This window comes from Bradyrhizobium sp. 17, assembly GCF_023073515.1.
Lineage (GTDB): Bacteria > Pseudomonadota > Alphaproteobacteria > Rhizobiales > Xanthobacteraceae > Bradyrhizobium > Bradyrhizobium canariense_D.
Genome location: NZ_JADPJQ010000012.1, coordinates 255,214 through 281,309, shown reverse-complemented (window position 1 = coordinate 281,309; position 26,096 = coordinate 255,214). Strand labels below are relative to the sequence as shown.

At 64.6% G+C, this 26,096-nt stretch carries 19 protein-coding genes and 1 pseudogene; 15 read left to right on the top strand and 5 right to left on the bottom strand.

Features of this window, described 5'->3' with window-relative positions; all coding sequences use genetic code 11:
* The first annotated feature begins 26 nt into the window (after positions 1–26).
* The 5 genes from IVB13_RS02555 to IVB13_RS02535 all read left to right on the top strand — a co-directional run bounded on the left by IVB13_RS02555 (position 27) and on the right by IVB13_RS02535 (position 5,660).
* Positions 27–545: a YcnI family protein gene (locus IVB13_RS02555; protein WP_162496494.1), complete on the top strand. Its 519-nt coding sequence runs from the start codon at positions 27–29 to the stop codon at positions 543–545.
* Positions 545–2,107, top strand: a complete 1,563-nt coding sequence (locus IVB13_RS02550) for a CopD family protein (RefSeq protein WP_247487574.1) — start codon at positions 545–547, stop codon at positions 2,105–2,107. Before IVB13_RS02555 ends, IVB13_RS02550 begins: the two co-directional genes overlap by 1 nt.
* A 153-nt stretch (positions 2,108–2,260) precedes the next feature.
* Positions 2,261–3,580 carry a proline--tRNA ligase gene (gene proS, locus IVB13_RS02545; RefSeq protein ID WP_247487572.1) on the top strand — a complete coding sequence of 440 codons (1,320 nt, stop codon included), beginning with the start codon at positions 2,261–2,263 and terminating at the stop codon, positions 3,578–3,580.
* 90 nt (positions 3,581–3,670) lie between these two features.
* A complete protein-coding gene (locus tag IVB13_RS02540) occupies positions 3,671–4,951 on the top strand; it encodes a lipoprotein-releasing ABC transporter permease subunit (protein ID WP_018455057.1) in 1,281 nt (426 codons plus the stop codon).
* A 7-nt stretch (positions 4,952–4,958) separates the two neighbouring features.
* Positions 4,959–5,660 carry an ABC transporter ATP-binding protein gene (locus IVB13_RS02535; protein WP_247487571.1) on the top strand — a complete coding sequence of 234 codons (702 nt, stop codon included), beginning with the start codon at positions 4,959–4,961 and terminating at the stop codon, positions 5,658–5,660.
* A 78-nt stretch (positions 5,661–5,738) separates the two neighbouring features.
* Here IVB13_RS02535 and IVB13_RS02530 read toward each other — a convergent pair whose 3' ends face one another.
* Positions 5,739–6,818, bottom strand: a complete 1,080-nt coding sequence (locus tag IVB13_RS02530; protein WP_247487570.1) for a zinc-binding alcohol dehydrogenase family protein — start codon at positions 6,816–6,818, stop codon at positions 5,739–5,741.
* A gap of 107 nt (positions 6,819–6,925) precedes the next feature.
* Between IVB13_RS02530 and IVB13_RS02525 the strand changes: the two genes are divergently transcribed.
* Entirely contained in the window at positions 6,926–7,699 is a 774-nt protein-coding gene (locus tag IVB13_RS02525) for a helix-turn-helix transcriptional regulator (RefSeq protein ID WP_247487568.1), read from the top strand.
* 27 nt (positions 7,700–7,726) lie between these two features.
* Here the strand turns inward: IVB13_RS02525 and IVB13_RS02520 are convergent, their stop codons facing one another.
* Positions 7,727–9,145 carry a PLP-dependent aminotransferase family protein gene (locus IVB13_RS02520; RefSeq protein WP_247487565.1) on the bottom strand — a complete coding sequence of 473 codons (1,419 nt, stop codon included), beginning with the start codon at positions 9,143–9,145 and terminating at the stop codon, positions 7,727–7,729.
* 137 nt (positions 9,146–9,282) lie between these two features.
* On the opposite strand from IVB13_RS02520, the gene IVB13_RS02515 reads away from it, so the two are divergent.
* Together IVB13_RS02515 and IVB13_RS02510 are read left to right on the top strand one after the other, a co-directional pair.
* A complete protein-coding gene (locus IVB13_RS02515) occupies positions 9,283–9,744 on the top strand; it encodes a carboxymuconolactone decarboxylase family protein (protein ID WP_247487686.1) in 462 nt (153 codons plus the stop codon).
* A gap of 90 nt (positions 9,745–9,834) precedes the next feature.
* Positions 9,835–10,473 carry an HD domain-containing protein gene (locus IVB13_RS02510; protein ID WP_085353295.1) on the top strand — a complete coding sequence of 213 codons (639 nt, stop codon included), beginning with the start codon at positions 9,835–9,837 and terminating at the stop codon, positions 10,471–10,473.
* 35 nt (positions 10,474–10,508) lie between these two features.
* Here IVB13_RS02510 and IVB13_RS02505 read toward each other — a convergent pair whose 3' ends face one another.
* On the bottom strand, positions 10,509–11,765 hold the full coding sequence (locus IVB13_RS02505) for a hypothetical protein (protein ID WP_247487563.1): 1,257 nt from the start codon (positions 11,763–11,765) through the stop codon (positions 10,509–10,511).
* A 328-nt stretch (positions 11,766–12,093) separates the two neighbouring features.
* On the opposite strand from IVB13_RS02505, the gene IVB13_RS02500 reads away from it, so the two are divergent.
* Both IVB13_RS02500 and map read left to right on the top strand, forming a co-directional pair.
* Complete coding sequence (locus tag IVB13_RS02500) at positions 12,094–15,243, top strand: GAF domain-containing protein (protein WP_247487561.1); 3,150 nt, start codon at positions 12,094–12,096, stop codon at positions 15,241–15,243.
* A gap of 78 nt (positions 15,244–15,321) precedes the next feature.
* Complete coding sequence (gene map, locus IVB13_RS02495) at positions 15,322–16,071, top strand: type I methionyl aminopeptidase (RefSeq protein WP_247487559.1); 750 nt, start codon at positions 15,322–15,324, stop codon at positions 16,069–16,071.
* Between the two features lie 148 nt (positions 16,072–16,219).
* Here map and IVB13_RS02490 read toward each other — a convergent pair whose 3' ends face one another.
* Positions 16,220–16,468, bottom strand: coding sequence for a DUF3551 domain-containing protein (locus IVB13_RS02490; protein WP_247487557.1), 249 nt, complete (start codon positions 16,466–16,468; stop codon positions 16,220–16,222).
* Between the two features lies 1 nt (position 16,469).
* Complete coding sequence (locus IVB13_RS02485) at positions 16,470–16,790, bottom strand: DUF3551 domain-containing protein (RefSeq protein ID WP_018455047.1); 321 nt, start codon at positions 16,788–16,790, stop codon at positions 16,470–16,472.
* 252 nt (positions 16,791–17,042) lie between these two features.
* Here IVB13_RS02485 and IVB13_RS02480 point away from each other — a divergent pair, with 252 nt between their 5' ends.
* The 5 genes and pseudogenes from IVB13_RS02480 to IVB13_RS02460 all read left to right on the top strand — a co-directional run bounded on the left by IVB13_RS02480 (position 17,043) and on the right by IVB13_RS02460 (position 25,882).
* Positions 17,043–17,762, top strand: a complete 720-nt coding sequence (locus tag IVB13_RS02480) for an outer membrane beta-barrel protein (protein ID WP_085394829.1) — start codon at positions 17,043–17,045, stop codon at positions 17,760–17,762.
* Positions 17,763–18,217: 455 nt separating this feature from the next.
* A complete protein-coding gene (gene dnaE, locus IVB13_RS02475) occupies positions 18,218–21,715 on the top strand; it encodes a DNA polymerase III subunit alpha (protein WP_247487555.1) in 3,498 nt (1,165 codons plus the stop codon).
* Between the two features lie 114 nt (positions 21,716–21,829).
* A complete protein-coding gene (locus tag IVB13_RS02470; RefSeq protein WP_247487684.1) occupies positions 21,830–22,342 on the top strand; it encodes a DUF2846 domain-containing protein in 513 nt (170 codons plus the stop codon).
* Between the two features lie 172 nt (positions 22,343–22,514).
* Positions 22,515–23,195 (top strand): carbonic anhydrase, encoded by a 681-nt coding sequence (locus tag IVB13_RS02465; RefSeq protein ID WP_247487553.1) that lies wholly within the window; start codon positions 22,515–22,517, stop codon positions 23,193–23,195.
* Between the two features lie 191 nt (positions 23,196–23,386).
* Positions 23,387–25,882: pseudogene (locus tag IVB13_RS02460) on the top strand (caspase family protein).
* Positions 25,883–26,096 lie beyond the last annotated feature (214 nt).

The window sequence follows — 26,096 nt, the reverse complement described above, 5'->3', positions numbered from 1 at the left end:
TGATCTGGACCTTCGGGAGACTCAATATGTCGAAGCGAACCTGGCTGATCTTTCTGGGCGTATTTGCGGCAACGCCAGCGACTGCGCACGTCTTCCTCGAAGGCAAGCAGGCGACAGTGGGGGGATCGTACAAGGCCGTCTTCGCCGTCCCGCACGGTTGCGCGGGCTCGCCCACGGTGAAAATCCGGGTGCAGATCCCGGAAGGCGTGATCGCGGTGAAACCGATGCCGAAGGCGGGCTGGAGTGTTGACGTGGTCGAGGGCAAATACGCCAGCGAATACGACTATCACGGCAACAAGCTCTCCTCCGGCGTCAAGGAGGTGACCTGGTCCGGCGGCAAGCTGCCGGACAAGAACTATGACGAGTTCGTCATGCACACGGCCCTGACCGACACGCTCAAGCCGAACACGATCCTGTACTTCCCCGTCGTCCAGGAATGCGAGACCGGCCTCAGTCGCTGGATCGAAATTCCAGCGGAGGGGGCAGGGCATTCGCATGAGAGCAAATCGCCGGCGCCAGGCGTAAAACTCCTGCCAAAACCCTGATGCGCCTGCTCGCCGCGGTCGCGACGCTGCTCCTCGTTGTCGGTTTCGCGACCGGCGCTTCGGCGCACGCGGCGCTGGTCGCGGTCGAGCCGGCGAGCGGCAGCATGCTCGCGAGCGCGCCGAAGGCGGTGGAGTTGCGTTTCAACGAGACAGTGACGCCGGGCGCGATCCGGCTGATCGACGGCGCGGGCAGGGCGCGGGATGATGTGCGCGTCAACGCATCGGGCGAGACCATCTCGGTTGCGATGCCGGCGGACCTGCCGCAGGGCACGGCCGTCGTCAGCTATCGCGTGATCTCGCAGGATGGCCATCCCGTCGTTGGATCGGTGATCTTCTCGATAGGCACGCCGACGGGGACGCAACCTCCCGCAAACGCCGATCGCGGATTGAACGTGCTGATCTGGCTGGCGCGGGTCGGTCTCTATCTTGGCCTCTTCGTCGGCGTCGGCGGCGCGTTCTTTGCGCGCTGGGTTGCGTGGTCGATGACGGGCATAACCGTCCCGCGTGTGGCGCTCGCCATCGGTCTCCCGAGCGCGGTGGTGTCCCTTGGCGTGTTGGGGCTTGATCTCCTCGGGCTACCGTTGTCGGCTCTCGCGACGATGGCTCCCTGGAAAGTGGCATTCGGGACCAGCGCGGGCCCCGCCTTGCTCGTGGCCGTCGCTGCAATGCTGTTCGCATTGCTGGCGCTAGGCAGCGCGTGGTGCGCGCGCGCTCTGACCATTATTGCCTTCGTCGGCGTCGGCTTGTCGCTGGCAATGACCGGGCACGCCGCTACGGCACCGCCCGAACTGTTGACCCGGCCGGCAATCTTTCTCCATGGTCTTGGTGTTGCCTTCTGGATTGGAGCCCTCGCACCGCTGGTCGCCCTGTTATCGAAGCGGCCCTCCGTGGCATTGCTTGTCGTGAACCGCTTCTCTCGCCTCGCCGCGCCGGTCGTTGGTGTTCTCGCATTGACCGGCCTCGCGCTCGCCATCGTCCAGCTTGAGGATCCGTCTGCATCGGTCGAGACCCGCTACGGGCTCATCCTCTCGATCAAGCTCGCGCTGGTCCTCGTGCTGTTGGCGCTTGCCGCGCTCAACCGCTTCCGCCTGACCCCGGCGCTGGCGGGAGATCACAAGGCTGCGCCGGCCCTGAAGCGCTCGATCGTGATCGAATGCGCCATCGCGCTCGGCATCTTCGCCGTGGTCGCCGGCTGGCGCTTCACGCCGCCGCCGCGGACGATCGTTCCGGAGACCCCGCTGGCGATCCACATCCACACCGACAGGGCGATGTTTCAGATCCTGGTCTCGCCGGGTAAGGCGGGTATCGACGATTTCGTGCTGCAGCTCATCACTGGCGAGGGGGCGGTGCTGGAGGCCAAGGAGGTGACGCTGACGCTGAGCCTGCCCGAACGCGGCATCGAGCCGATGGAGCGGAACGCCTCGCTCGGGCCGGACAGCTACTGGCACGTGCGCAAGGTCGAGCTGCCCTTTGCGGGCCGCTGGCATGTGCGGATCGACGCGCTGGTGAGCGATTTCGAGAAGATCACGCTGGAGGACGAGCTTGAGGTGGCGGCGCCCTGAATCGGGCTCTTCGGCACATCACGTCGAATCTGAAGTCGACGGAAAAATGACAGGAATTCCGCTGTGTTAGCGGGTTTTCCTCATTCCCGGTCTTGTGTTTTGGCTCCCAATCCGGTTTCACTGCAAGTCATCACTGATTCCTCGAGTATTGCCATGCGGTTGTCGCGGTTCTTTCTGCCCATTCTGAAGGAAAATCCGAAAGAGGCGGAGATCGTCTCGCATCGGCTGATGCTGCGTGCCGGCATGATCCGGCAGGAGGCCGCCGGCATCTATGCCTGGCTGCCGCTCGGCTTCCGCGTCTTGAAGAAGATCGAGCAGATCGTGCGCGAGGAGCAGGACCGCTCCGGCGCGCTGGAACTGTTGATGCCGACGCTCCAGCTCGCTGACCTCTGGCGCGAGAGCGGCCGCTACGATGCCTATGGCCCCGAGATGCTGCGCATCGCCGACCGGCACAAGCGTGAGCTGCTGTATGGCCCGACCAACGAGGAAATGATCACCGAGATCTTCCGCGCCTATGTGAAGTCCTACAAGAGCCTGCCGCTGAATCTCTATCATATTCAATGGAAATTCCGCGACGAGCAGCGTCCGCGCTTCGGCGTGATGCGCGGCCGCGAGTTCCTGATGAAGGACGCCTATTCATTCGACCTCAACGAGGCCGCGGCGCGCGTCGCCTACAACAAAATGTTCGTCGCGTATTTGCGCACCTTCGCGCGGATGGGGCTGAAGGCGATCCCGATGCGCGCCGAGACCGGCCCGATCGGCGGCGATCTCAGTCATGAGTTCATTGTGCTGGCCGAGACCGGCGAATCCGGCGTGTTCATCGATCGCGACGTGCTGGACCTGCCGGTGCCGAGCGAGGACGTCGATTATGAGAGCGATTTGACGCCGATCATCAAGCAATGGACCTCGGTCTATGCGGCGACGGAAGACGTTCACGACGCCGCACGCTTCGAGCAGGAAGTGCCCGCGGACAAGCGGGTGAACACCCGCGGTATCGAGGTCGGACAGATATTCTATTTCGGCACGAAGTATTCCGAGGCGATGAAGGCGCTGGTGGCGGGCCCCGATGGTGTCGACGTGCCGATCCACGGCGGCTCCTACGGCGTCGGCGTCTCGCGCCTGCTCGGTGCCATCATCGAGGCCTGCCATGACGACGCCGGCATCAAATGGCCGGAGGCCGTTGCTCCGTTCCGCGTGTCGATTCTCAACCTCAAGCAGGGCGATGCTGCGGTCGATGCGGCCTGCGAGAAGCACTATGCGGAGCTGTCCGCCAAGGGCGTGGACGTGCTCTACGACGACACCGACCAGCGCGCGGGAGCCAAATTCGCGGCCGCCGATCTGATCGGCATCCCCTGGCAGATCATGATCGGGCCGAAAGGGCTCGCCGACGGCAAAGTCGAGCTCAAGCGGCGAAGTGACGGCGCCCGCGAGACCATGTCGCCTGCGGACGCGGTCGCAAGACTTGTGGGCTGATAAGGCTGGTCGGCTGAATATTGTTCATCGCCCGAGATCGCGGCCGCCAATCCGGCCACATTTGACCCCGAATCATGGGACTATCGAGCGATGGATGAGACCATGACCGAAACTGTTCAAACCGCGCCTTTTGCGCCATTCGAGTGGATGCTGTCGGGGCGTTACCTACGGGCGCGCCGCAAGGAGGGATTCATCTCGGTCATCGCCGGGTTCTCCTTCCTCGGCATCATGCTGGGCGTGGCGACACTGATTATCGTCATGGCCGTCATGAACGGCTTCCGCAAGGAGCTGCTCGACAAGATACTCGGGCTCAACGGCCACATCCTGGTCCAGCCGCTGGAATCGCCGCTGACCGACTGGAAGGACGTCGCCGACCGCCTCAGTCAGGTCCAGGGCATTCGGCTCGCCGCGCCCGTGGTGGACGGCCAGGCGCTGGCGTCATCGCCGTGGAACGCCTCCGGCGTCCTGGTGCGCGGCATCCGCTCCGACGACCTCAACAACCTCACCTCGATCGCCAAGAACATCAAGCAGGGCTCGCTCGAGGGCTTCGATGACGGGCAGGGGGTCGCGATCGGCCGGCGCCTCGCTGACCAGCTGTCGCTGCACGCCGGCGACAGCATCACGCTGGTGGCGCCTAAGGGCGCGGTCACGCCGATGGGCACGACACCGCGCATCAAGCCGTACAAGATCGCCGCGGTGTTCGAGATCGGCATGTCCGAGTATGATCTCGGCTTCGTGTTCATGCCGCTCGCGGAGGCGCAGGCCTATTTCAACCGCAGCAACGACGTCACCTCGATCGAGGTCTTCACCACCAATCCGGATCAGATCGTCGCGTTCCGCCAGGCCGTGACGGAGGCGGCGGGCCGGCCGGTGTTTCTGGTGGACTGGCGGCAGCGCAACTCGACCTTCTTCAACGCGCTCCAGGTCGAACGCAACGTGATGTTCCTGATCCTCACCATGATCGTGCTGGTCGCCGCGCTCAACATCGTTTCCGGCCTGATCATGCTGGTGAAGGACAAGGGCAGCGACATCGCGATCCTGCGGACCATGGGGGCCTCGCAAGGCTCGATCATGCGCATCTTCCTGATCACGGGCGCCTCGATCGGCGTGGTCGGTACGATGGTCGGCTTCATCGTCGGGCTGGTGATCTGCCTGAACATCGAATCGATCAGGCAATTCCTGTCCTGGCTGACCAGCACCGAACTGTTTTCGCCAGAGCTATATTTCCTGTCGAAGCTGCCCGCCGAGATCGACATCGGCGAGACCTCGGCCGTCGTGATCATGGCGTTGACGCTGTCGTTCCTGGCGACGCTGTATCCGTCCTGGCGCGCCGCGCGCCTCGATCCCGTCGAAGCGCTGCGGTACGAGTGAGGGGCTGATGGAGCAGCAGGGGGCGGAAGATGTACCGGTCATTTATCTCCACGAGATAAAGCGACAGTACTTGCAGGGCGAGGTGCCGCTGACGATCCTCGACGGCGCCAAGCTCGCGCTGTGGGCGGGCCAGTCCGTCGCGCTGGTGGCGCCGTCAGGCTCGGGCAAGTCGACGCTGCTGCACATTGCGGGTCTGTTGGAAGCGCCCGATTCCGGCGAGGTCTACGTCAATGGCGCGCCGACCTCGCAACTGCCCGACATCGAGCGCACCCAGCTTCGCCGCACCGATATCGGCTTCGTCTACCAGTCCCACCGGCTGTTGCCGGAGTTCTCGGCGCTGGAGAACGTCATGCTGCCGCAGATGATCCGCGGCCTCAAGAAATCCGAGAGCGTCAAGCGCGCCAAGGAGATCCTTGGCTATCTCGGCCTCGGCGAGCGCATCACGCACCGTCCGTCCGAGCTGTCGGGCGGCGAGCAGCAGCGCGTTGCAATCGCGCGCGCGGTGGCCAATGCTCCGCGGGTGCTGTTCGCGGACGAGCCGACCGGCAATCTCGATCCGCACACCGCGGACCACGTCTTCCAGGCCCTGATGCAGCTCGTCAAGGCGACCAGGGTCTCGATGCTGATCGCGACCCACAACATGGAGCTCGCCGGCCGGATGGACCGCCGCGTGTCGCTGTCGAACGGCCAGGTGGTCGAGCTCGAGTAAAAACCGCGAAAACAACCCCATGCACAGTAGCCAAGTGCTTGGGCGCACTGACGAAAAAAATGGTGCTCCCCCGGACGTTCAAGGCCGGATCACCGTCAATTTGAACGGCCCGCCATTGGCTGCGGCATGGGCTACCGCTTCATTGGCGTGGTCGAGGTCGAAGGCCGTGGCCTCGTACTCCTCCAGCCTCAGCAGTCCCGCGCGCACCAGCGCGATCAGGCGGCTTGCCGCATCCGGCGGATACATCCAGACGCCATGGATGCTGATGCAGTTGCGCATGATCCAGGGGTAGGGCAGCTCGAGGCCGGCGCCGCCGGCCATGCCGACGCCACCCATCAGCACGACGCGGCCATTGGGGCGCACCGTCATGATCGCCGCGCGCACCACATTCGTGCTCACCGAGGGCGGCATGATGTCGAGCACGCAGTCGATCGGCCCGGGCGCCGCACGCTTCATGCTCTCGCGGTCGTCATCCTCGTTGCCGGAGAGTTTGACCGGCTTCACGCGATCGCCGAAACGGCGGACGAGGTCGGCCAAGATCTTGTCGTTGCGGCCGGGCGCGACCACGCAGGCCGCGCCCATCGCGAGCGCGACCGAGACGGCTGCGCTGCCGAAATTGCCGGTGGCCCCGCTCACCAGCACGGTCTCGCCGGGCTGAAGGCTGGCGGCGAGAAAGCCGCCATAGGGCACCAGCAGCGTCCCCAGCGCGCACCATCGCGTGGCGTCCTCCGACGCGATCGTGCCAAGCCGTTTGACGTTCTCCGTCGGCACCCGCATCTGCTCGGCGAACGAGCCATGGCGAAAATGCTGTTGCAGGCGCGTGGCGCCGGCACCGGGGGCAGTGAGTCCTTGCAGGGCAATGTCGGGCGCTGCGGCGTCGTCGCGCGAGCGCACCGTCGGGTCGCAGAACACCCAGTCGCCAACGCTGAGCTTGGTCGCGTCCGGGCCAATGGCGCGCACCCGGCCGATGCCGCCTGGCCCCGGGATGATCGGCAGGTCGAGCGCATAGTTGCGCACCCCGCTGAAGACCTCGTTCATGTAGGACAGCACCCGCGTTGCGATGACGTCCACGATGACCTCGCCCGTGCCGAGCACAGGGTCCGCGGCTTCCTCAATCGCAAGCGGCGATCCAAATGATTTCAATACGGCAGCTTTCATGATCTCACCTCATAGTGGGGTGAAGGCCATATGCGCCGGCTTTCCAGACCCGGGAAGGCCTGGTATTATCCTAGTATTCCCCAGGCCCTCCATCGAGGCACGTCACCATGGCCGACCCACGCCGCGTCGAATTCGGCGACTTTCTCAGGTCCCGCCGCGAAAAGCTGTCGCCGAAGACGGTCGGGCTTCCCGCGGGCCGGCGGCGTCGCACGGCGGGCCTGCGCCGCGAAGAGGTGGCGCAGCTCGCCGGCATCGGCGTCGACTGGTACATCCGCCTCGAGCAGGGCCGCACCGTCAGCCCCTCGGTCACTACCGTGGATGCGCTGGCGCGAGCGTTGCGCCTCAGCAAGACCGAGCACGCCCATCTCAAGGCACTTGCGCGCGACGGCGACAGGCGCGCGTTCGCGCGCGAGACCGTGCCGCCGCCAATTCGGCGGATGATCGAAAGCCTGGCGCAGCCGGCCTATGTCACGGGGCGGCGCTGGGACGTGCTGGCCTGGAACGCGGCGGCCGAGGAAATCTTCGGGTTCGGACAATTGCCCGAGCAGGACCGCAACACGCTGCTGCTGGTGATGACGAACAAGCAGACGCGAAAATTCTACGGTGCCGGCTGGGCTGACATCGCCAAGAGCATGGTCGCGATGTTTCGCGCCACTCACGACGTCTGGGCCGGCGATCCCGCCTTTACGGAATTGCTGACGCGGCTGCGCCAGGGCAGTCCGGAATTCGTCAAATGGTGGGAAGCACACGAGATCCGCAGCACCGCCGCAGGCCTCAAGATCATGAACCATCCGACCAAGGGCGTGCTCCGGTTCGAGCACACGAGCTTTCAGGCCAATGACGATCCGGCGCTGAAGCTCGTGATCTACACGCCGGTGTAGATTGCGGAAACATGGGGTCGAAGCTCGTCACGTATGACGGTCGATGATCTGAAGCAGCCGATCGCAGGACGCCTCGATCCTCTTGTGGGGAGATGTGGCGACGCCCAGCAACAGGCCGGATCGCGCCGAGGCCGCGGACGCATGCCATAGCGACAGGGGCGTGGGCGCCAACCCAAACGATGCTGCTTCCCTCGCGATCGCGACGTCGGAGGTTCCGTCCGGCAGTCTCAAGACCGCGGCCAATCCGGCGATCGCAACGTCCTTCGCAACGTCCTTGGCGCGTGCCTTCAAATATTTCAGCAGCGCATCGCCTTGCGCGGCATAGGCCCGCTTCGTGCGTCGAAGATGCCGCAGATAGTGGCCGTCGCGGATGAATTCGGCGGTTGCGAGCTGTACGGAGGGCCCGGGCGCCGGAGCGAGGCACGCCGCCACCTCGGCAAAACGGGATGCCAGAGAGGCGGGTGCAACGACGAAGCCCAGCCGCAAGGCAGGAGTCAGAGTCTTGCTGAAGGACCCGATATGAATGACGCGCCCGAAACGATCGAGAGAGGCGAGCGCCGGTGTGGCGCGCCCTCTCAGCTGAAGCTCGCTCAGATAGTCGTCCTCGATCACCCACACCCCTTCCTGGGCTGCCCAGTCGAGAAGACATGAACGTCTTGCCAGCGACAAGGTGGAGCCAAGCGGTGCCTGCTGTCCCGGCGTCACGACCACCAATGCAGCATCAGGAGCGTGTTTCAGGCCGTAACCGACGTCAATGCCGTCTGCATCAACTGGGATCGGCCTGATCGACAACCTTGCAAGCTCAAGGCCGTGCCTTGTGAAGGGGAAGCCCGGGTCCTCCATCCAGACCTTCTTCTGCTCGAGGCCGAGAACCCGGAGTGCCAGTCCGAGGCCGCTGCTGAAGCCGCCGGTGATGATGATCTGCGACGGTGCACATTCGATCCCCCGCGCCAGCGCGAGATATGCCGCAATGTCGCGCCTCAATTCCAGCTCGCCGCGGGGATCCCGATAAATGGCCGGTGCGCTGGTTTCCGCGCGCACCGCCCGCGTGCGCATCCTCGAGAAGAGCTTGGCGGGAAAGGTCTCGTGAGCGGGCACACCCATTTGGAAAACGGCCGGTCCCGCAGTGAGCTCCTGGTACATCTCCATGAACGAGCCGGGGTGGGGAGCTGCTTCCTGCCGAGGGGTAAAGGTGGGTCGATCCGCAACACGCGTTCCGGTCGCGCGCGACGCGACGATCAGTTGCGCAGAGGAAAGTTTTTCGTAGGCCGATCGCACGGTGCCGCGCGCCACGCCCAGCTGAGCCGCCAAATCCTGCCATGAGGGCAGACGAGCTCCCGGAGCCAGCACGCCGCTCTCGATGGCAGCTCCGATACCTCTGCGGATTTGTTCCGCCAATGGCGTCTTCGCAGATCGATCGAGCTCCAGCTGCAGCGGTTTGACCATGCCCCCGTGGTACACGATTTTCGTCCATTCTTGGTGCTTTTTTGTAGACCAGGGCGGGGCCATTTATCGGGCAGGGAAGTACATGGCGGAAGTGCATGGCGACAGCCGCCGAACAGAACCGATCATGGAGTATGAAAATGGCTAAGCGTCTCGACCACGACCGCATTGCACCCGCAGGCATGAAAGCCCTCGGCGGCGTTTACGGCTATGTCATGCAGAGCAATCTTCCTGCAACGCTCGTCACTCTGGTTTATCTGCGCATTTCGCAGATCAACAATTGCGCCTACTGCCTCGACATGCACACGCGCGATCTGCTGAAGAGCGGACAGAAGATCGAAAAGATCGCGCTGGTGCAGGCCTGGGCGGAAGGCGGTCATCTCTTCGACGAGCGGGAGCGTGCCGCCCTCGCATGGGCTGAAACGGTGACCCGTGTGGCCGAAACCGGCATCCCGGATCAAGCTTACGAGGCTGCCCGCGCCGTCTTCGAGGAGCGCGAGCTCGTCGATCTCACCATCGCGATCGGCCTGATGAATGCGTACAATCGCATGGCAATCAGCTTCCGAAATACGCCACAGGCCGCGAAAGAGATGGCAGCCTGACCCCGGTGCCAGACGGCAAGAGGGTAAACACATGCCATCGACTGCGACGGCATGTCCTGAGATATCGGCGATTCAAGGCAGGAGCTTGAAATGACCATCGCAATTTCCGGCGTGAAGATTCCCGACAGCAAGATCGCACGGGAGGCCGCCGAGCTGGTGCGCCAGTACGAAAACGACATGTTGTTCAACCACTCGGTCCGCGTCTTTGTGTTCGGCGCGATCAAGGGACATCGGCAAAATCTGAAATTCGATTCCGAGCTGCTCTACATCGCGGCGCTGTTCCACGATCTCGGGCTTGTCGACCATTACCATACACAGACCAAGCGATTTGAAGTTGATGGCGCCGATGCCGCCCGCGAATTTCTGAGGGGGCACGGCATCGACGAGCCAAAAGCCGATCTGGTTTGGGAGGCGATCGCGTTACATACGACGCCCGGAATTCCACAATACATGCGGCCGGAAATCGCTCTCACGAATGCGGGTGTGTTGGTCGACGTCGTGGGGATTGGCTATGACGAGTACTCGCCAGAGCAGCGCGACCAGGTGACCACCGCATTTCCGCGCGGTGATTTCAAGAACGAATTCCTTCAGGTACAAACCTGCTCGGCCTTGAAGAAGCCGCAGACCACGTTCGGGACTGTCAATTTCGATTACATCGAAGATCACGACCCCACATTTCACAAGCCGAACGCATGCACGCGCATCCGCAACACTCCCTGGCGGAGCTGACCTTCGGCGCGATGTTCGAGTTTCGCCACGTTGACTCATGGCGACGGTGCGGCCGGGGGCGTTACGCTGGCGTTCGGCTGCTGAGTGGCCGGCCACGGGCTCTTCGGAGCCGGCGTCGCCGCCGCGCATGACGCCGCAAGCTGCGGCCACACGGACGTCAGGCCCGTCAAGTCGATGTCGAATTTCGTGATGTCCGCCTTGTCGTCGGGTAACAGCGTGGTTTCGCGGACATGGAGGGAGCGGGACGCCAGTATCGCCTTGAGCATGTCCGGATCGATGCTGCCGCGCCAGACTTCGTATTTTCCAGTCCGCAACGCAGACCCTCCGGCCGCGTTGTCCGGAGCGGCGTCCGCCGTCACCCGGATGGTGGTCTTGCCGACGGCCGTCTCGTCGATCTCGCGCGCGAATGTCAACGGCACGCGCTTTCCGCTTTCGCAAGACAGACGCCATTCCATAGGCCGGAACGAAGCGCCGTTCTCCTTCAGCATCGCGATCTTGCGGACGAAGGGGCGCGCTTCCTTTTCCAGTTTCCACGCCGTTTCGGCAAGCGAACGCGTGTCGATGCCGAAACGATAGAGCTCGGCGCGCGTCAGCAGGTGCAGGTTTTCGAACGTCACCGTCCGGATCAGATCGTCTAGCTCGCGGCTGATCCCCATCGCCGCGATGAACGCAGCGCGATCGCGATCGGCCCTGGCCATCCGGCGCTGCCTGTATTCCGCGACCGCCGCCGGAGGCGGATGCCCGTGAAAGGCAAGGACCAGCCTGGAATTATGAACCGCCAGCGCGGCGTCGGGGGCGACCTCGCGCGATGTCGCTCCGAGAAACAGGTAGCCGCAGGCCGAGTTGCACATCGCATGGTAAGTGGTGAGTTCGGCTTCCACCTCGCCGCCGGTATTTTTGATTTTCAGGCACGCGGCGTCCACCTGCGTGCCCGCGGCGCACGCCGTCGCGATGGTCCGGCCAACCCGAGCGACCGCCTCGCGGGTGCGCAACAACCGCCCGATGACATAGGACTGCTCCACGTTTCCACCCGGTGAATACAGGTAGATCGGACGCTGCGTGTCCTTGACGCCGGCGAGGAAGCGGCGAATGCGCGGCGCGGCGTCCTGGTCGATATCGCCCTCGATGGCGATCCACCGGTCGCAGCCCGGTCCGCACGCGTCGGGTGGCCCCTTGGCAAGATAGATCGTCAGCCTGGACGCAAATCCAGCCTTCTCGGCCGGCGTCCCTTCGGCATGCAATGCGCCGGGAAGCAATAGCAAGGCCAGGACAAGCAGACGACGGGCGAGCATGAAACGATGGGGCCACGCGCGGTGAAAAGCAGACGCCGATGCTACGCGACGATCCGCGCTGCCACAACTTGCGGTGGCGCGCTCGCGCGGGTCTGTCCCCGACGTCTGGATTGGCATTCGGAGGCCAAATGGCGCAGGTAGAACGGCGTCTCCCAGGGGACGGTGACGACGGGAACCTAAACGCCATCATGCGGTTATCGCGCAGACAATTTGCGCGACCCGGCTGCATCACTCAAAGGGTCAGGCGGGCTCACCGGTCGAAGCGAACAGCAGTGGGACGATCAAGCAGTAGCTCCTCGTGGAGCTAGGAAGTGGCAGGGGAAGACCAATGACGACAGCGACCGGGATCCGCTCGGCCGATCGCAATTCCGTCTTAGCCACACTCGGCGACTACATCCGAGAGATCAGCAATCCCGACGATCTCGCCTATGCCGCGGCGGAGCTGCTCGGCCGCAGCCTCAACGTCAGCCGGGCGGGCTATGGCACGGTCGACACCTCAGCCGAGACCATCACCATTGTCCGCGACTGGAACGCACCGGGCATCCTGAGCCTCGCAGGCGTGCTGCGCTTCCGCGACTATGGCAGCTACATCGAAGATCTCAAGCGGGGCGAGACCGTCATCTGTGCCGATGCGGAAAAAGACCCTCGCGTCGGCGATCGTGCCGAGGCTCTCGAGGCGATCTCTGCGCGCGCGCTCGTCAACATGCCGATCTCGGAGCCCGATGGGGTCGTGGCGCTGCTGTATTTGAATAATGCCGGGCCGCGCGAATGGAGCCCCGAAGAGCTGGAGCTCATTCGCGATGTTGCCGAGCGTACGCGCACGGCCGTCGAGCGCCGGCGTGCGGAGACGGCTGTGCGGGAGAACGAAGCCCGGCTGCTTTTCCTGGACGCACTCAACAAGGAGACGGCCAGGACCCGCGATGCCGACGGCGTGATGGCGGTGACGACCAGGATGCTTGGCGAGCATCTCGAGGTATCGAGCTGTGCCTATGCCGATATGGATCCCGACCAGGACGGCTTCACCATACGCGGGGATTGGGCGGCGCCGGGCGCGGTGCATATCCTTGGTCACTACAGCCTAGCTGACTTCGGGAAGAAGGCGGTGCGAGAGCTCGGCGCCGGCAGGCCCCTGATCATCAATGACAATTTGAAGGAGCTTGCGCCTGAGGAAGCCGCCACTTTCCAGAACATCGGGATCGGTTCGACGATTTGCATGCCCTTGGTCAAAGAAGGGCAACTCACCGCCTTGATGGCGATCCATCACCGGGGCCCGCACCAGTGGACGCCGCGCGAACTCGCCTTGCTCACCGAAGTGACCGAGCGATCGTGGGCCCACATCGAGCGCGTCCGATCGGAACAGGCGGCGCGGGAGGCCGCCGAACGACTGACGCTTGCAAACAAGGCGGCTGGTATCGGCACCTGGGACTACGACCCGGTCAACAACGTCCTTCGATGGGATAGCCGCTGCAAGGAGGTGTTCGGTTTATCGCCCGACGCCGAAGTCAGCTATGAAGGGGCGTTCCTGAAGGGCCTTCATCCCGAGGACAGGCAGCGCGCCCACGAGGCCGTCTCCGCGGCGCTGACGCCGCACGCGCCGGCAAACTACAACATGGAATACCGGACCATTGGCATCGAGGATGGGGTCGAACGCTGGATCGCCGCGACCGGTCAAGCCATCTTTGCCAACGGCCAAGCTGTTCGGTTCATCGGAACGGTTCTGGATATCACCGCGCAAAAGAAAACCGAGCGTCATCTCAGAATACTCAATGATACCGGGGCCTCGGTCTCTCGCGAACGCGACCTCGACAAGATCGTCCAGATCGTGACGGATGCCGGCGTCGGACTCACCGGTGCTCAATTCGGCGCCTTTTTCTACAACGTTCTGGCGCCGGATGGCGGCAGCTACATGCTGTATTCGCTGTCTGGTGCGCCGCGATCCGCGTTTGAAAACTTTCCGATGCCGCGTAACACAGCCGTCTTTGGCCCGACCTTCGAGGGCTCCGGCGTGGTGAGGTCCGACGATATCCTGCGCGACCCCCGCTATGGCAAGAACGCGCCGCGGAAAGGCATGCCCGAGGGCCATCTTCCGGTCCGATCCTACCTGGCGGTCCCTGTGATCTCGCGCACCGGCGAAGTTTTCGGCGGACTTTTCTTCGGTCACGCCGAGACGGGTAAATTCCAAGCCGAGCATGAGTCCGCGTTGCTTGGTATTGCGGGCCATGCCGCCACCGCTATCGACAACGCCCAGCTCTTGACCCGGCTCGAGGCGCTCAATGCCGGATTGGAGCAACGTGTTGCCGACGAAATTGCCGAGCGCATGAAGGCCGAAGAGCAATTGCGGCAATCCCAGAAGATGGAAGCCGTCGGGCAGTTGACCGGCGGCATTGCCCACGACTTCAACAATATGCTGGCCGTGATTCTCGGCAGCCTGAATCTTGCCAAGCGGCGGCTCGGCAGGGGAGAGGTCAGCATAGACCGCTTCATCGAGGGCGCCATCGACGGTGCAAATCGCGCAGCCACGTTGACGCAGAGGCTGCTCGCGTTCTCGCGCCAACAGCCGCTCGCGCCTGAGGTCGTGGACATCAACAAGATGGTCGGCGGGATGAGCGAGTTGCTCGAGCGCTCGCTGGGCGAGCTGATCCGCCTCGAGACGGTGCTGGCGGCTGGCCTCTGGCGGGTCAAGGCAGACCCGGCCCAGCTGGAAAGCGCGATGATCAACCTCGCGGTCAATGCGCGCGATGCCATGCCGAAGGGCGGCAGGCTGACAGTAGAAACCAGCAACGTCTCGATAGACCGAAAATATGCTCGCGAGTATGCACTCGCACCCGGGCAGTACGTTCTCGTGGCCGTGACGGACAACGGCACGGGAATTCCGGCCGACGTGCTGGGCAAGGTGTTCGATCCGTTTTTCACGACCAAGGTCGTGGGCAGGGGCACCGGTCTCGGCCTCAGTCAGGTCTACGGTTTCGTGCGGCAGTCGGGCGGCCATGTCAAAATTTACTCGGAAGTCGATGTTGGCACGACCGTGAAGATCTACCTTCCACGCTTCGCCGGCGAGGAGGCGGGCTCAGCTCTGTCACAGGAAGAAATACCCCCCGGTGCAAGCCATCAGAACGAAACCATTCTCGTCGTGGAAGACGACGAGCGCGTCCGCAACATTTCGTCCGAAAGCCTGCGCGAACTTGGCTACAACGTCATCGAGGCAGCCAGCGCCAAAGAGGCGATCAGGACGATCGAAAATGGTTTCGTTCCAGATCTGCTGTTCACGGATGTCGTCATGCCCGACATGACCGGCGCCGAGCTGGCGGCCGAGCTGTCGAAACGATACCCGGCGCTGAAAGTGCTGTTCACCACCGGCTACACGCGCAATGCAATCGTTCACAATGGCGTGCTCGATGCCGGCAAGCATCTGCTTCCCAAGCCCTTCGCTGTCGAAGACCTGGCTGCCAAAGTCCGCACCTTGCTCGACGAGATCTGAACGCGTTTTGGAAACGATCTCTTCCGTTTGCAAGCTGCCTTCACAAGGGCTATGTCCCGGCTTTCGGAAGAGCATGACATGACAATCTCGGATGACAACGACCTCGCGCGCCTGAAGGAGATCGGGCGCATTGTCGCCAATACCCTGGAGGCAATGGGAAAGGCGCTCGAGCCGGGCATGTCCACCTCCGAGCTCGACCAGATCGGGCGAACGCTGCTGGAGGCCGCCGGTGCACGTTCGGCTCCGGAGCTGGCCTACGACTTTCCGGGCGCAACCTGCATCAGCGTGAACGAGGAGATCGCTCATGGCATCCCCGGCGATCGGCGGATCGCGCGCGGGGACCTCGTGAACATCGACGTGTCAGCTGAGAAGAACGGCTTCTTTGCGGATACGGGAGCCTCATTCGCCGTTCCACCCGCAACCCGCGCGGTCGAACGTCTTTGCAGGGACGGCCGGCGGGCGATGTGGGCGGGCCTGCAGCAGGTCGGAGCCGGCAAACCGATTGCCGGTATCGGTCAGGCCATCGGGACCTTTGCGCGGAAGAACGGTTACAGCCTGGTCAGGAACCTTGCCAGTCACGGCGTCGGCCTGTCGCTCCACGAGGAGCCGACGGAGATCGCAACGTGGCCCGACCGCTCCGAACGCCGCATCATGAGCGAAGGCCTCGTGTTCACCGTCGAGCCGTTCCTGTCCCTTGGCGCGGAATGGGCAGAGGATGGCGATGATCCATGGACGCTCTACAGCAGCCCCGAGGCGCCGACCGTTCAATACGAGCACACCGTGATCGCCACGCGAAGCGGACCGTTGATCGTTACCATGGCTGGTTAAGGAGGCGTCCTCAAGCCACCGGATCTCGGGCAGCATCCGAACGGGTTCGATCATCCAGAGCCAGCGGCGGCGCCGGTCTCGCCGACCAGATTGCCGAGCGTGGCGTCGGAAGCTCAACGCAAGGCGGGCCGCATATCAAAGTCCCGATTTAATTGACGCGCCGCGAGTGGCGAGGGGGCTTCTTCTGCGCAAAATACGGGTTCGCCACGCACGTCGCTGACCGACCGAGGGCTAAAAATCTGCACTGCTTGAGAGAGGTGTAGCGGCAATCGAAATAGCCGACGGGACCGTAGATCTGCATGCAGACCGGATAGCTCGGATCGTAGGTCTGCGCGTGCGCAGGCGCGCCGGCGAGCAGCAGGCCGATCGCGAGGAGCGCGAAGCGAGCGCGACGCATCTCAGCGCGGCAAATAGTAACCGGGCGAATAACCCGGCACCTGCGCGCGCGGCCTGTTCTGATACGCGTAGGGATCGTCGCTCTGGCCTGCGAAATACGGGTTCGCGATGCAGGTGAGGGCGCGGCCCGACGAACTCGCCTGGCACTGCGCGTAAGTGTCGAACGTGCAATTGCTCAGCCCCGGCCATTCATCGCCGGTGAGGCAGAAGGCATGGTGGGTCCCGAACGCGCGCGCAGGCACGCTTGCGCTAAGCGTGAAACCAAATGTGGCGAGGGCGAGCGAAAATGTGGCGACAATGGGGAGAGCAATTCGTCTGCGCATTCGATTCTCCAATCACGCGAACGTGCGCGCGACGTTGTTACGCGCGCATGCTGCGTATGTCGTGTAGTGGACAATGGAACTCATGAAAACTCTTGTTTCAAAGGGTTTCCCGCGCGCGCTGGTAAATCTTCATTAATGAAGCGCGATCCTTTGGCGCGAACTGTGGCGTCGAGGTTACAGCAATTCTGTCGAGCGCTGCTATGACGACGCTACGGCCCGGGGGCCTAACGACGAAACTGGAACGGGAATCAAATGAACAAGAATCTGTTGCTTGCTGCTGTGAGCCTTGTCGCGCTCGGCGCGACCGCACCGGCGGTGGCTGCTGACCTCGCTGCGCGGCCTTACACCAAGGCGCCGGCGATGGTCGCCGCGATCTACGACTGGAGCGGCTTCTACATCGGCGTCAACGGCGGCGGCGGTTCCGCCCATTCGACTTGGGATCTCGTCGGCGGTGGCCGCGAGGGTTCGCACGATGCGACCGGCGGCACGGTCGGCGGCCAGATCGGCTACCGCATGCAGTCGGGCCAGTGGGTGTTCGGTATCGAAGGTCAGGGCAACTGGGCTGACTTCTCGGGCGACAACGTCAGCGCGCTGTTCGCGACGCGCAACCGCTCCAAGATCGACTCGTTCGGTCTGATCACCGGTCAGATCGGCTACGCCTGGAACAACGTCCTCCTTTACGCCAAGGGCGGTGCGGCTGTCGCCGGCAGCAAGTATGAAGTCTCGACCCTTGGCGGCGCGCTGCTGTCCTCGAACGATCAGACCCGTTGGGGTGGCACGATCGGTGCCGGCCTCGAGTACGGTTTCGCCCCGAACTGGTCGGTTGGCGTCGAGTACAACCACATCTTCCTGCAGGACAAGAACGTCACGTTCGCAGGCCTGGTTGGCACCGATCGCATCCGCCAGGACGTCGACATGGGCCTCGTTCGCTTGAACTACAAGTTCGGCGGCCCGAGCCTCGGCCGTTACTGAGTAAAAGACTGCTATCGATCGCTCGACTTCGAGCGGTTGGCGAAAGCCCCGGCCATCGGCCGGGGCTTTTTTGTTGCTTAAATTCAGCGGGTTAACCATTCTGTTTGGAGATGGTCGAGATGGCTTGACTCCTGAGAACGAAATGAGAACAATGTTCTTCATACGTTCTCACCATGGAGTAAGCCATGTTCAGGATTTTCGTTGAAGAGGCCGCCGCGTTGGCGTCGATCGCGCTGTTTGTCGGGATGATTGCGATCTGGGCCCAGGTGCTCCCGCAGCTCTAGGCGCGGGCCTAGGTTGGGGAAAAGCAGGACGACGCGGCCGATCGGCCGCTCCGGCGTGGACTCTGGCACCATGACGCCCCACCATTATGAGGCGAGTCGGCCGGGCGAGTGCAGGATGCCTCCGGTGCCGGTGACCGCTCCATCTCATCTGCAAGAGGCCGTCACGCGACCATGCCGAGCGCCGGATTTGTCCACCTTCACGTTCACTCGGCCTATTCGCTGCTCAAGGGCTCGATCAAGATCGCCAAGCTCGCCGAGCTAGCGAAGAAAGACCATCAGCCGGCGCTGGCGTTGACCGACACCGACAACATGTTCGGTGCGCTGGAGTTCTCCGACAAGATGGCGGGCTCCGGTATCCAGCCGATCGTGGGCTGCGAGATCGCGATCGAGTTCGGCGACCAGGATCCCAATGCGCGCAACGTGCTGCTGCCCTCGCGCGTGGTGCTGCTGGCCGCGCAGGAGCGCGGCTATCGCAGCCTGATGCGGCTGAACTCGCGCGCGTTCCTGGAGACGCCCGACACTCATGCTCCCCACATCAAGTTCGACTGGCTCGAAGGCGAGACCGAAGGCCTGATCGCGCTGACGGGCGGTCCGGACGGACCGATCTCGCTGGCGCTTGCCGGCGGTTATACCGAGCTCGCGGCGGCGCGCTGCGAGCGTCTGGCCAGCCTGTTCGGAGACCGTCTCTACATCGAATTGCAGCGCCACAACATCGAGAAGGAGCGGCGGGTCGAAAGCAGCCTGATTGACATCGCCTACACCAAGGGCCTGCCGCTGGTTGCGACCAACGAGCCGTATTTCGCCACGACCGACGATTATGAAGCCCATGACGCGCTGCTCTGCATCGCCGGCGGGCGGCTGATCGCGGAGACCGAGCGCGAGCAGCTCACGCCCGATCACCGCTTCAAGACCCGCGCCGAGATGGCGGTGCTGTTCGCCGACATTCCGGAGGCGCTGGCCTCGACGGTCGAGATCGCCGAGCGCTGCTCGTTCCGGCCGATGACGCGCAAGCCGATCCTGCCGTTCTTCACGGTCGGCGCTGCCGCAAGCTCCGATGCCGCTTCCGTCGAGGCGGCCGAATTGAAGCGGCAGGCGGAGGAGGGGCTCGCCAACCGCCTGCGCGTACACGGGCTGTCGCAAGGCACGACGGAAGAAGATTACAACGCGCGGCTTGCGTTCGAGCTCGACGTCATCATGCGCATGAAATACGCGGGCTACTTCCTGATCGTCTCCGACTTCATCAAATGGGCGAAGGGCCAGGGCATCCCGGTCGGGCCGGGCCGCGGCTCCGGCGCGGGCTCGCTGGTGGCGTGGGCGCTGACCATCACCGACCTCGACCCGATCAAGTTCGGCCTGCTGTTCGAGCGCTTCCTCAATCCGGAACGCGTCTCGATGCCGGACTTCGACATCGACTTCTGCCAGGATCGCCGCGGCGAGGTGATCAGGTACGTCCAGGAGCGCTACGGTCGCGACCAGGTCGCGCAGATCATCACCTTCGGGACGCTGCAGGCGCGCGGCGTGCTGCGCGACGTCGGCCGCGTGCTGCAGATGCCCTATGGCCAGGTCGACAAGCTCACAAAACTCGTGCCGCAGAATCCGGCCGCGCCGGTGACGCTGGCCGCCGCGATCGAGAGCGAGCCAAAACTCCAGGCGTTCCGCGACGAGGATCCGGTGGTGGCGCGCGCCTTCGACATCGCGCAGCGCCTCGAAGGCCTGACCCGTCACGCCTCGACGCATGCGGCCGGCATCGTGATCGGCGATCGGCCGCTGAGCGAACTCGTGCCGATGTATCGCGATCCCAAATCCGACATGCCGGTGACCCAGTTCAACATGAAATGGGTCGAGCCCGCGGGCCTCGTGAAGTTCGACTTCCTCGGCCTGAAAACGCTGACCGTACTCGACGTCGCGTGCAAACTGCTCAAGCCGCGCAACATCCACGTCGATCTCGCGACGCTGCCGATCGACGATGCCGAAAGCTACCAGATGCTGGCGCGCGGCGAGGTGGTCGGCGTGTTCCAGGTTGAAAGCCAGGGCATGCGGCGCGCGCTGGTCGACATGCGCCCCGACCGTTTCGAGGACATCATCGCGCTGGTCGCGCTCTATCGACCGGGTCCGATGGCGAACATCCCGACCTATTGCGCGCGCAAGCACGGCGACGAGGAGCCGGAATATCTCCACCCCGTGCTGGAGCCGATTCTCAAGGAGACCTTCGGCGTCATCATCTACCAGGAACAGGTGATGCAGATCGCGCAGGTGATGTCGGGCTATTCGCTTGGCGACGCCGACCTGCTGCGCCGCGCCATGGGCAAGAAGATCCGCGCCGAGATGGAGAAGCAGCGCGAGATCTTCGTCGCAGGCGCAGTGAAGAACGGCGTGCCGAAGGGGCAGGCCGATACCATCTTCGAGCTGCTGGCGAAATTCGCCGACTACGGCTTCAACAAGAGCCACGCGGCGGCCTATGCGCTGGTGTCCTACCACACCGCCTACATGAAGGCGCATTACCCGGTGGAGTTCATCGCCGCGTCGATGACGCTTGATCTCAACAATACCGACAAGCTGTCCGAATTCCGCGCCGAGGCGCAGCGCCTCGGCATCAAGGTCGAGCCGCCCAATGTCAACCGTTCCGGCGCGACTTTCGAGGTCGGCGACAAGACCATCTACTACGCGCTCGCGGCGCTGAAGGGCGTCGGTATTGCGGCCGTCGAGCAGATCATCGCGGAGCGGACCAAAAACGGCTTGTTCACCTCGCTCGCCGACTTTGCCGCGCGGGTGTCGCCGCGCGCGATCAACAAGCGCATCATCGAAAGCCTCGCCGCCGCGGGCGCCTTCGACACGCTGGAGCCGAACAGGGCGCGGGTCTTCGCCGGCGCCGACTCGATTCTCGCCGCGTGCCAGCGGGCGAACGAAGCTGCAACCATTGGCCAGAACGACATGTTCGGCAGCTCGGCCGACGCGCCGACCATCATGCTGCCGCAGATCGAGCCCTGGCTGCCGGCCGAGCGGCTGCGCCGCGAATATGACGCGATCGGCTTCTTCCTGTCGGGACATCCGCTCGACGATTACGCCACCGTGCTGAAGCGGCTGCGCGTGCAGTCCTGGGCCGAGTTCTCCCGCGCGGTGAAGACCGGCGCCACCGCCGGCAAGGTCGCGGCCACCGTGGTGTCGCGCATGGAGCGGCGGACCAAGACCGGCAACAAGATGGGCATCATGGGGCTCTCTGATCCCACGGGTCACTTTGAGGCGGTGCTGTTCTCCGAAGGCCTCGCGCAATATCGCGACGTCCTGGAACCGGGCGCCGCGGTGCTGCTCCAGCTCGGCGCCGAGCTCCAGGGCGAGGACGTCCGCGCGCGCGTGCTGCACGCCGAGCCGCTGGACGAGGCCGCGGCCAAGACGCAGAAGGGCCTGCGCATCTTCGTGCGCGACACCAAGCCGCTGGAATCGATCGCCAAGCGTCTCGCCGGCCCCGACATGGCGAACGGCGCCGCGCCGAAGGTCGGCAGTCCGGGCATCGCGCCCCGCTCCAACGGCGACGGCGAGGTCTCGCTGGTCATGATGCTCGACCTCGAAACCGAGGTCGAGATGAAGCTGCCCGGCCGCTTCAAGGTCTCGCCGCAGATCGCCGGCGCCATCAAGGCGGTCGCCGGTGTGGTGGACGTGCAGCAGCTCTAGCAACGCGCACGGTGTTGCAGGCGGCTGTATGTCTTGCGCGGGACATGCGGCGGCCCTGTTGCAACCTTTCGCTGTTTTCGGTTAGCATGCACTCGGGGAAAATTTGGGGGCGTGATGCTATTGCGTGGGCTGGTATTGCTCGTGGCTGCGGCACTGCTGTGCGGCTGTGAGACGGCGAGGAGCGGGCTTGGATATTCGGAGACGGTACGAAAGCTGGGTCCGCCGAAAGCCGGGCAGGCCCGTGTCGTCGTGTTTCGCGAGAAGGGCTTCGGCGGCATCGGCGATCCGGACTGGGAATTTTCCCTCGACGGTACGCCGATCAAGGGCCTGAAGACCGGGACATATGTCTATGTCGATCGCCCGGCAGGCCAGCACCAGTTCGTAGCAGAGGAGGCGGCGCTCGGCGTCACGCGCGTGGACTTTTCGGCTCAGTCCGGCCAGACCGTGTTCTTCGTAGCGCGCTTCAGCAAGAGCGCCATGATCGCGAATGCGAGCACGGGGGTGCTGGGCTGGGGTCTCACCCTTGCGATGACGTCCGGCTATAAAAATCAGGGGCCGCTGGATTTCCTGCCCTTGGATGAATCGGCCGCCAGGACGACGATCGCAGAGCTTCGGTTGGCAGAATAGCCTCCGCGCGAAATTCGAGCTCCGCCCGCACCGTCATTTGTGGTGTCGTCACAGCGTTGCGGCTATGATCGCCGTGAGGCCGTTCGTCCATCGCGCCGGGAGGGAACGTGACATGTGCGACAAGTGCTATGAATCCCCACATGAGAGGATCGCGCCGTCGCGACGATCCGCGATGTTGTTGGGTGCCTCGGCGCTCGGCCTCGCCCTGACCGGCAGAGCCTTCGCCAAAGAGACCAAGGCGCCGCCCAAGCCGCAGAACGTGCTGTCGCCCGACGCATCATTGAAGCGCCTGACGGAAGGCAATGCCCGCTATGTCGACGGCGTGTCGCGGCGGCACGATTTCAAGCACGAGCGCGAGGCGTTGGTCGGCGGACAGAATCCGTTCGCGGCCGTACTGAGCTGTGCCGATTCGCGCATCGCGCCGGAATATGCCTTCGACACTGGCCGCGGCGATCTGTTCGTTTGCCGCGTCGCCGGAAATTTTGCCGGCACCGAAACCATCGCCAGCATGGAATACGCGGTGGCCGTGCTGAATGCGCCGCTGATCCTCGTGCTCGGCCATGACGCTTGCGGCGCGGTCGATGCGACGCTGAAGGCGATCAAGGACAACAAGCCGCCGCCGGGCCATATTCCATCGCTGGTCGATGCGATCACGCCTGCAGCGAAGGCTGCGATGCAGCAGGGTGGGGACGTCCTCGACAAGGCGATCCGGCAGAACGTCATCGACAACGTCGCGAAGCTGAAGTCGGCAGCGCCGATCCTCAATGCGGCCGTGGAGCAGGGCAAGCTGAAGGTCGTCGGCGGCATCTATCGGCTCACGACGGGAACGGTCGACCTGATCGCGCAGGTCTGACGAGACGAACCGGCTCGCGCCGGTTCGTTGTCGCGAGGCTGACGCAGGCGCCCTGGCGTTGGTGCCGGGCGCCATGCCGCCGCCTCAATCCAAGCCTTCGTTATTTGGAAGCCTTTCGTTCAAGTGTCATTCAGCTCGCCACGCGTCTGATGCGTGGCGGCATCTCAACAACAAAAACGGGCAAGCAAGTCATGCGTGGGACGCTCCGAGCCTTCATTTGCCTTCTCCTGCCAATCGCGGTCCTTGCCGCGGGCGCGCCGGATCCGGCGCGTGCACAGCAGCAGGAAAAGCGTATGGCGCTCGTGGTCGGCAACGGCGCCTATGCCAAGTCGCCGCTGGCGACGACGGCAAACGATGCCGGCCTGATCGCGCAGACGCTGCAGGCGGCGGGCTTCGACGTCGTCGGCGCCCGCGATCTCGACGGCGACACGCTGCGCAAGAGCTTTCGCGATTTCATCCAGAAGGCGCAGGCCTCCGGACCGGGCACCGTCGCGATGGTCTACCTCGCCGGCTATGGCGTGCAACTTGCCGGTGAGAACTACTTCATCCCGGTCGATTCCAACATCACCCGCGACACCGACATTCCGACCGAAGGCCTGCGCATCGGCGACTATCTCCGCCAGCTCGCCTCCGTTCCGCTCAAGGCCAACATCGTCGTGCTCGACGCTGCGCGGGCGCAGCCCTTCGTGGAGGGCGGCCAGCAGATCGCGAGCGGACTTGCGCTGGTCGAGCCCGACGCCAACATGCTGATTGCGTTCAACGCCGCGCCCGGCACGGTGGCGCCCGAGGAGCCTGGACCTTACGGCATCTATGCGCAGTCGCTGGCGGAGATGATCCGCACCGGCGGCCTACCGCTGCCTGAGGTGTTCGACCGCGTTCGCCTGCGCGTCAACGAGGCCAGCAAGGGCGCGCAAGTGCCCTGGAACGAGCAGAAGATATCGGCGCAATTCTCGTTCTTCGAGCGCGGACCTGACGCGCCGCCGCCTGAGGCCGCACCCGACCAAGTCGCCGCGATGCGCAACAAGCCGATCCGCGATCTCGGCGTGTAGGATGCCTATGCCGCCGCGCTCACGCGCGACACGCTGCCGGCCTACGAAGAGTTTCTCTCCGCCTATCCCGGCGACCCGCTGTCGAAGCGCGTGATGGTGATCGTCGCGGCGCGCCGCGAGGCCATCACCTGGCGGCGGACCTATCGGACCGACACGCCGGAGGCCTATTGGTCGTATCTGCGTCGCTATCCGCGCGGTCCGCATGCGGCGGATGCGCGCCGGCGCTTGGCGATTCTCACCGCGCCGGCCGAGCCGCCGCCGAGCTTCGCGATGATCGACTACGACGTGCCGCCACCGCCGCCGGAGGAGGTGGTCTATGTCGAGCGTCCCGTGCTGTATTTCAGCGATCCGGATTTTGGCTTTGCGCCGCCACCGCCGCCGCCGGTCTATTATCTGCCACCGCCGCCGCCGGATTTCGTCGTGCTGTCGCCGCCGATGCCGGTGGTCGGCCTGTTCGTGCTGCCGCAGCCGATGTTCGTGCCAATTCCTGTGTTCGTCAGGCCGCCGGTCTATGTCGCACCGCCCCCGAACAACATCATCTATCAGAACATCCATAACAGGACGGTCATCAACACGGTGATCAACCAGCCGCCGGCACCGCCGGCGGGTGCGGGTGCCGGAGCGGGCAATCTCGCGCCAGCCATTGCCGGGCGCACCAATCCGGCTGGTCCCGCCATGCCGCAGGCGGTCGTGCAGCGCGCCGCCCTGATTCAGCAGGGCAAGGCGCCGATGCCGCCGAGCGCGACGATGCAGCGGACGGCGAGGCCAGGAATGCCTCCGGCCAGGCCGGCCAATGCCGCACCGACCGGTACGCCACCTACGACTCCACCTGCCAGTCCGCTTGCCACGCCACCGGCCAAGCTGCCCCAAGCCAACACCCTGCCGGTTCCCGGCACCCATGGCGGTCCACCTGTACCGCCAGCGGGAGCCGGGCCACTGCCGGGCGGCAGACCCGGGCTGCCCACGGCCACTGCTCCCGGCACACCGCCGCCGACCCATCCGGGAGGGCCTGCGGGAGCGCCGACGACTGCTGCTCCCGGCACCACGCCGCCGGGTCATCCCGGTGCGCCGACCGCCGCCGCGCCGGCGACTGCGCCCACGGCGACAAACCCGGCCGCTGTGCCCGGCCAACCGCCGAAGCCGCCGGTGGCCCAGGCCCCGCCCGGGACCGGGACCGGGCCTGGGGACCATGGCAAGTCCGCGACCCGCGAGCCGGCTGGTTCGCCGCCTGCTGCCCGCACGCCTCCTGGCGCAGTTGGACGACCGGTCACGCCGCCGCCCTCGGCGGCGCGGGAGCCGATCAGGCCGCAGCATCAGCCGACCGCAGCTCCCGCCCAGGCTGCCCGGCCGTCGGCGCCACCACCGCGGCCTCAGGCCGTGGCGCGGCCGGCGCCTCCGCCTCCGCCGCGTGTTGCGCCGCCGCCACCGCCACGGGCGGCTCCACCCGTGGCGGTTGCTCGACCGGCGCCGCCGCCAATGGCGCGGCCCGCGCCGCCGGTCGCCCGGCCGGCGCCACCTCCGCCGCCCCGGATGGCCGTCGCGCCACCGCCGCCGCCGCGCCCGGCAGCACCTCCACCGCGTCCTCCGGCTCCGCCGCCGGCGGCAAAGAAGTGCCCGCCGAACCAGCCCAGATGCTAGGCAGGGGCTAGGCCGGAGCGATCTTTACGGAAGGGGGCCTCTTGCGGGCGAAAGCCGCCCCGAAAGGCCCTTATTTCCTTGCTTCTGGCCGAAATCGCGCTATACACCGCGCCATCTCACACGGAAGCATGGCTCACAAGGCCGTCCGGTGGCAGCCGGGGCGACAACGCTCTGTCCTGCTCACACGCTTCCGGAGGAACCAACCGGAGAATTA

Bases quoted from the DNA above. Each gene is read 5' to 3' on its own strand.
- IVB13_RS02550 (WP_247487574.1), top strand. From the start codon at position 545: ATGCGCCTGCTCGCCGCGGTCGCGACGCTGCTCCTCGTTGTCGGTTTC.
- IVB13_RS02525 (WP_247487568.1), top strand. From the start codon at position 6,926: ATGGCCGACCCACGCCGCGTCGAATTCGGCGACTTTCTCAGGTCCCGC.
- IVB13_RS02540 (WP_018455057.1), top strand. From the start codon at position 3,671: ATGGATGAGACCATGACCGAAACTGTTCAAACCGCGCCTTTTGCGCCA.
- IVB13_RS02485 (WP_018455047.1), bottom strand. From the start codon at position 16,790: ATGCGCAGACGAATTGCTCTCCCCATTGTCGCCACATTTTCGCTCGCC.
- IVB13_RS02515 (WP_247487686.1), top strand. From the start codon at position 9,283: ATGGCTAAGCGTCTCGACCACGACCGCATTGCACCCGCAGGCATGAAA.
- IVB13_RS02530 (WP_247487570.1), bottom strand. From the start codon at position 6,818: ATGAAAGCTGCCGTATTGAAATCATTTGGATCGCCGCTTGCGATTGAG.
- IVB13_RS02470 (WP_247487684.1), top strand. From the start codon at position 21,830: ATGCTATTGCGTGGGCTGGTATTGCTCGTGGCTGCGGCACTGCTGTGC.
- IVB13_RS02465 (WP_247487553.1), top strand. From the start codon at position 22,515: ATGTTGTTGGGTGCCTCGGCGCTCGGCCTCGCCCTGACCGGCAGAGCC.
- IVB13_RS02555 (WP_162496494.1), top strand. From the start codon at position 27: ATGTCGAAGCGAACCTGGCTGATCTTTCTGGGCGTATTTGCGGCAACG.
- IVB13_RS02490 (WP_247487557.1), bottom strand. From the start codon at position 16,468: ATGCGTCGCGCTCGCTTCGCGCTCCTCGCGATCGGCCTGCTGCTCGCC.
- IVB13_RS02500 (WP_247487561.1), top strand. From the start codon at position 12,094: ATGACGACAGCGACCGGGATCCGCTCGGCCGATCGCAATTCCGTCTTA.
- IVB13_RS02505 (WP_247487563.1), bottom strand. From the start codon at position 11,765: ATGCTCGCCCGTCGTCTGCTTGTCCTGGCCTTGCTATTGCTTCCCGGC.
- IVB13_RS02535 (WP_247487571.1), top strand. From the start codon at position 4,959: ATGGAGCAGCAGGGGGCGGAAGATGTACCGGTCATTTATCTCCACGAG.
- map (WP_247487559.1), top strand. From the start codon at position 15,322: ATGACAATCTCGGATGACAACGACCTCGCGCGCCTGAAGGAGATCGGG.
- IVB13_RS02520 (WP_247487565.1), bottom strand. From the start codon at position 9,145: ATGGTCAAACCGCTGCAGCTGGAGCTCGATCGATCTGCGAAGACGCCA.
- IVB13_RS02510 (WP_085353295.1), top strand. From the start codon at position 9,835: ATGACCATCGCAATTTCCGGCGTGAAGATTCCCGACAGCAAGATCGCA.
- proS (WP_247487572.1), top strand. From the start codon at position 2,261: ATGCGGTTGTCGCGGTTCTTTCTGCCCATTCTGAAGGAAAATCCGAAA.
- IVB13_RS02480 (WP_085394829.1), top strand. From the start codon at position 17,043: ATGAACAAGAATCTGTTGCTTGCTGCTGTGAGCCTTGTCGCGCTCGGC.
- dnaE (WP_247487555.1), top strand. From the start codon at position 18,218: ATGCCGAGCGCCGGATTTGTCCACCTTCACGTTCACTCGGCCTATTCG.